Origin of the sequence: Arthrobacter sp. TB 26 (assembly GCF_000427315.1) — a bacterium.
Classification (GTDB): Bacteria; Actinomycetota; Actinomycetes; order Actinomycetales; family Micrococcaceae; genus Arthrobacter.
This window is the reverse complement of the sequence record NZ_AUPJ01000318.1, coordinates 22144-28193: the sequence shown is the minus strand read 5'-3', so window position 1 is coordinate 28193 and position 6050 is coordinate 22144. Positions and strand designations below refer to the sequence as shown.

The window sequence follows — 6050 nt, the reverse complement described above, 5'->3', positions numbered from 1 at the left end:
CCCGCCGAAACACCCAAGGTTTCGCTGTGGTCCGACGACGACTACGATCACCCCGCTCCCGAGGACCGGCGGACTTCCCACCAGGATCACGTCCCGGCGTCTGCCGCCGCGGTCGGGAGCGCGTCTGTGGACCGGGACCCCGGATACTTCCCGGGCTCGGCCCGGAGCAACGACTCGGCAGCGGATGACGAGTACTACGGCAAGGATGAGGAACCCCAGCGCGAGCCCCGTTCCATGCGCTGGCTGGTCGGCGGACTCCTTGCCGCGGTCCTCGTGGTCGGACTGGTTCTTGCCGTGACCAATCTCGGCAGCCTCTTCAAAACCACGCCGCAGCCCGTCGCGAGCGGCAATGCGTCCACCAGCGCCCCCGGTTCGGCCACGGCCGAGCCGTCGGCAAGCGGCAGCCCTGCCCCGGCCTCCGGTCCGCCCGCCGTCGAAGGCGTTACGCGGCTGGGCAACTTCGATTTCGCCGGAACCTACGACGGTGACCTGGTCAAGACCTTCGACGGCAATGCCGCCAGCTACTGGTCGGACATGGAATTCGCCACTGACAACTGGGGTGGCCTGGCCACTGAGGTTCCGCTCGTCGTCAAGCTCAAGAGCCCCTCTAAGGTCTCCTCGGTGACCCTCAGCCAGTTGGGGGCCTCTGGTGGCAGCATCAGCGTCTTCACCAATGACCGTCCGTCCCTCGAAGGTGCCAAGCAAGTAGGCAGCAACAGCTTCACCTCACCGGACCTGACGATGCCCCTGCCGGAGCCCACCACCGCACAGTACGTCATCGTGTCAATCAAGACCCTGCCCAAGCTCGCGGCCCCGAAGACCCGCTACGGATTCGGACTTCGCCTGGCCGAAATCAAGGTCCAGTAGCCCGTCCGTAACCCAAGCTCCAACCCCGCGATCCCCGGTGCCCAGACGGTACCCTGAGTGACGGTGTCCTCTCGTGATGCCCAGTTCGACCGGAATATTCAGCACCCAGTAGTAGTTGTGCCATGTGGCCGGCCATCCAGGCGGGCGCATCGACAAAGGAAGAGGTTCACCGTTCAGTGAGCAACGCAGAAAACACCGCGGCCGAAGTACGTGATGTCATCATCGTCGGCTCCGGCCCCGCGGGCTACACCGCCGCGGTGTACACGGCGCGCGCCAACCTGAAGCCGCTGCTCCTGGCAGGGTCCGTAACCGCCGGCGGCGAGCTGATGAACACCACCGATGTCGAGAACTACCCGGGTTTCCCGGATGGCATCATGGGCCCGGACCTGATGGAGAACTTCGAGAAGCAGGCCGCCCGGTTCGGCACAGAAATCCAGTTTGAGGACGTCACCGAACTCGATCTCGACGGCGACATCAAGACCGTCACCATCGGTTCGGGGGAGACCTTCCGGGCGCGCTCCATCATTCTGTCGACGGGTTCGGCGTACCGTGAGCTCGGCCTGCCCAACGAGAAGCGCCTCTCCGGCCATGGTGTCAGCTGGTGTGCAACCTGCGACGGTTTCTTTTTCAAAGACCAGGACATCGCCGTAATCGGCGGCGGCGACTCGGCGATGGAAGAGGCACTGTTCCTCACCAAATTCGCGAAGTCCGTCACCGTGGTGCACCGCCGCGACACCCTGCGTGCCTCCAAGATCATGGCTGACCGGGCCCTCGCGCACGAGAAAATCAGCTTCGTCTGGAACACCGGCGTCGAGGATGTCCTCGGCGGCGACAAGGTCACCGGTCTTCGGTTGAAGAATCTCATGGACGGCACCGTGACCGAACTCGCCGTCACAGGCGTCTTTGTGGCGATCGGCAACGATCCGCGCACTGACCTCGTCAAAGGCAAGCTAGACCTGACCCCCGAGGGAACCATCGCCGTCGAGGGCCGCACTTCGAAGACCAGCCTCAAGGGTGTCTTCGCAGCCGGCGACGTCATCGACCCAACGTACCGCCAAGCAATCACGGCGTCGGGGTCCGGCTGTGTAGCCGCCCTCGACGTCGAGCACTACCTCGCAGATTTCCACGCCTAAACGGCGCGCGCAGCAACCAACCTAAGAGAAAGACAGGGCTATGAGCAACGCAAAAGACGTAACCGACGCTAGCTTCAGCACCGATGTACTGGCTTCTGACAAGCCGGTCATCGTGGACTTCTGGGCCGAATGGTGCGGACCGTGCCGCAAGCTTGGACCGATCCTCGATGAGATCTCCGTTGAGTACAGCGAGAAGGTGGACGTCGTCAAGGTCAACGTTGATGACAACCCTGCGATCGCAGCCCAGTACGGCATCACGTCGATCCCCGCCGTTTACCTGTTCCAGGGTGGAGAAGTGAAGGGCACTGTCATCGGGGCACGTCCCAAGCAGTTCTTCGAAAAGGAATTCGCGGACGTTCTGTCCTAGTTTCGGTTTGGTCGGTTCTTAGCGCAGACCAAACCCCGAGGTGGCCTCACTTCCCTCCCGGGAAGCGGGGCCATCTTTTTTCATCGGTGGCTTTCGCTGCCTTGGGCCCGGGTGGGGGAGTCCCGCGGGCCAAGGATTGCATGATTTTCGGCGTATACAATTCAAATCTAGTGTTTATTGGCGTTAGGTTGTCTGAAAGTGGCGCCACGAAATCGGTGGGACTGACCCTCACATGAGTAAGGGATCTACTCTCCATGGGCTGAGCGCCAGCGTGGCGTGCGGAGCGCCGCCGCCTGGTTTCACGTGAAACACCACGTGGCCGATTCCCCAAGACGGATGGCTCGCTCCGCTGCAGCCGCGGTCCGCGGGTCATGGCGCCTTCCAGTGACGTTTCACGTGAAACATGTTGGTTGGGCGAGCCGGGCGCCTCACCTCTGACCGCCGACAGTCCAGACTTGCCCCACGAAGCTTCGCCACCGGTTCTCTGCCTGGATGGACTTGTGGCCGCTTTCAATTCACACACTCCTGCATGTTTGGGCAACGAAGGTGACCGCTGCTGCGGTCACTCCGGGTTGACCCCCACCAATTGGATTGCGTGCTGTTGCGGAAGGCGGCCACGGTGGCACCTGGTCTCCGAAGCCCGCCCCGAGCGGTGTTGTGGTGCATCAACGAACCCCTTGAGCCGCGGACACCCGATTTGTCCTGTCTGCACAGAATGGTCGAGCAGACACCCGCCGACAGGCCCGGGTTGCGTCTCTGCAGCCGCACCGCGTGGAGGAGTCGTCCTTCTCGAGTCAGCGTGCATACGACCGGGCGGCTTTACCACCGAGCCCAACCGTGCCCGCCAGGAAGAATCGATCCTCCACCCACTCCGGCGCAAGGCGAGATGTTTCACGTGAAACGTGCATGTTCAGTCAAGCGCGCAACGCTCTCAATCACACCGGTCTCCGGGTGGGGGCTCAAACCCGCCGCGAACATGACTCCTCAAGTTCCATGTTGCTCGTAGATCCAGGTAGGGCGGGTTTCCGTAGCCCATCAGCCCGATGAGATGTTTCACGTGAAACAAGACGCCCCCGTGGTGCCATCTGTTGCAGTGGCTTGTCGGCGCGCCGGACCAGGCGCAATCCGATACTCCACTCTTACTTAGCGCGCCCAGTCCGGACCTGGTGGCGTTCAGCGACAAAATCGACGTGTCAGGACCTGCCCATACAGCAGCGCCTTCACTTCCTGCGCCCCAAAACTGCAATCGCCGTGTGGGGGTGGCCGACCCTCATTTCAACTGGCTTCGCCCAGCAGCGATGTGGATCTCGGCGGCCTTGTTGATCCCGCCGTTCGGCCAGTCGCGGGAAGACGCCTACGAGTCAGTTTCTCAGGACACGCATTCGGTTGAGACGCCGTCTGAAGCCCCGAGTAGATTCACCATACTTCGGTGTTTCACGTGAAACACAAGGAATCGCTCACCTCGGGCTCGCTGATAGAGAACTAGGCATCATGCTGCCCCGAGCCGCTGCCACGGCTGGCTACCAGCAGCTGCGGGAGCAGCTGCGGACGCCGCCAGTCACCCTGAGCAGCACCTACCTGCCCCCGATGGGCAGTAGTAGGAAAGACCGCGGAGCTTGGACCGCTAAAGTTGGGTCCAAATATTGGCGGCGTGTGTAATCCCGGTACACTCCACCATCTGACGCCCGACCGCCAAGCGTATACCTCTCGCTCGCTGGCGCCAGCTGCAGAAGCTGAGGTGACATTCCGGCACTCGACGCCCCGCCCTCCACAAAGACGCAGCGCGATCAGCGCCCCGCCGGCTGTTCACTTCACTGGGCACGGCAAGATGGCGCTCTAGCTGCCATGCGCGAGGCAACAGCCACTTCACTGCGATCTTCTGCTCACCTCCGCCACAGGGGGAGCGGAGGAGGAATGCGCTCATGAACCCTGTTCAACCGAGCGGGAGGAGGAAAGTTCTTGCCAGGCAAACGCCTCTGCCCGTGCCCACATGAGGTCCCGGAACTGCCGCCACCTGGGCCGCCGTGGCTCGCTGTACTCCGAGGTGGAGACCTCCGGATTCTTTCGCCGCCGACCTCCAGCTTGCGGCCGGCCTGCCGCCCGGAGCTATCGTCTACTACTCCTACATCAAACGGCCGAATGTCCGAGTGATGCACCCCCCAAGTTGGAGGCGGTAGGTGGTCTATGCCCTGCAGGGGGAGCGACTACTGCGATCGGAGCGGCTGACGCAGGGCAGTGATTTTGGGAATCCTTGGGGTTGACGTCGGTCGGCCGAAGGATCCCAGAATCACTCTTGTTGTGATCCAGGCGTGGAACGGGCTGGATTCCCACAGGGTTCTCCACAGAACTTATTCACATAGTTATCCACAGGCGACGACGGTATAACCACACCCCTAAGATCCGTCCCTCCTCCGTGGGTGCTACCAGTACTCCCTTCTCGTCGTAGAACCAGCGGCGGTTACGGTTCCCGCGTCGACTAGGCGCCCACGTGACCAGACACCGGCGCCCCGAAAACACTCGGCGTAAAGCGCAGAAAACCGCAGAAAATTAACCAACAGCGGGGGATTTAGAAAGCACAGCGGGGCGTGAACCAGGTCACGGATTGAGTCTCTTGAATGTTTCACGTGAAACAGCCTGGATACCCGAAGGCACCCGCGCCGCGAGTTCTCCGTCGGCGCTCATAGAACACTGTCGCCACGCCCGAAGCTCACATTGGACATCAAGGTAATCCACAAAGTTATCCACAGCTTTTTCCACCGCGATATCCACCGCGATATCCACCGTTGCCGATGTCCATTATCGAGCGGCCGCTCGCTCCACAGTTCAACCCCGCCGTCGAATCGCAGGGGAGCCGACCTTCTTGGAACTCGATCACGGGCCCAGTTCACGAGTCACCGATCGCGAATAGCGCGACCAGCCGAGCCCAGCGCACGGTGGTGTCAGCGCGCCAATCACTCATACGATCAGGGAACTCCTGCCAGTGACATGTTCCGTCAGGGAGCTTCCTGCGGAGTACCCACTGTCACTTGTCGTCTGTCGGCCCTACAGGACCTGCCGGGTCCGCTGGGCCTGCCCAGACGGCCCACTGTCCCCTTCCAGGACCTGCGCCGGCCAGGTCCGTTGCAGACACGTGTCGGCATCAGTGACACCTTCGGGAAGACACCACGTCGCACAGGACAAGTGCCGATCACACGAGGATCCTTCAGGATGATCCGGATTCCCTTGAAGGGCCAACAGCAATCCCGTGGCGGGTCTGTCTTCTTCTGGCGAGTCCTTCTTCTCCTGACAGGGTCACCATGTGGTTTTCCCAACACAAGGGTCTGACCGCACTTCGTGCGCCCCCTGCCCTCCCTACCCTCCCTGCCGCGACTGCTACCGTGAATACGCTCGGGCGCCGCCGCAGCGGCGACGCAGATGGTTCGTCCACCCCACAACCGCTGTCACCGGTCGGCCGCCCGCCGATTCCCCAACCACAGCTGGTCCACACACTCACTCTCCGGCTGGTGCCCCACTGAATGACCACCACCCAGTGACTGACCCGACGCCCCGCACAACGTGGCGCACCAACTGACATCACCCGTGGAGCAATCACTGTGTCTTGAACGAGCTGTCCGAAGATTCTGGAGCCGGCGGCAGCATCAGCACCCGAGGACATCGACGGGTCGAACTGGGATGTGGGCCAC

At 62.2% G+C, this 6050-nt stretch carries 2 protein-coding genes and 1 pseudogene; all 3 read left to right on the top strand.

Features of this window, described 5'->3' with window-relative positions:
• Window positions 1-867, top strand: a pseudogene (locus K789_RS0112115) (ABC transporter substrate-binding protein); the annotation flags it as partial.
• Window positions 868-1043: 176 nt separating this feature from the next.
• Window positions 1044-2000 carry a thioredoxin-disulfide reductase gene (gene trxB / locus K789_RS0112110; RefSeq protein WP_024366984.1) on the top strand — a complete coding sequence of 319 codons (957 nt, stop codon included), beginning with the start codon at window positions 1044-1046 and terminating at the stop codon, window positions 1998-2000.
• Window positions 2001-2040: 40 nt separating this feature from the next.
• A complete protein-coding gene (trxA, locus tag K789_RS0112105; protein WP_024366983.1) occupies window positions 2041-2367 on the top strand; it encodes a thioredoxin in 327 nt (108 codons plus the stop codon).
• Window positions 2368-6050: the final 3683 nt, after the last annotated feature.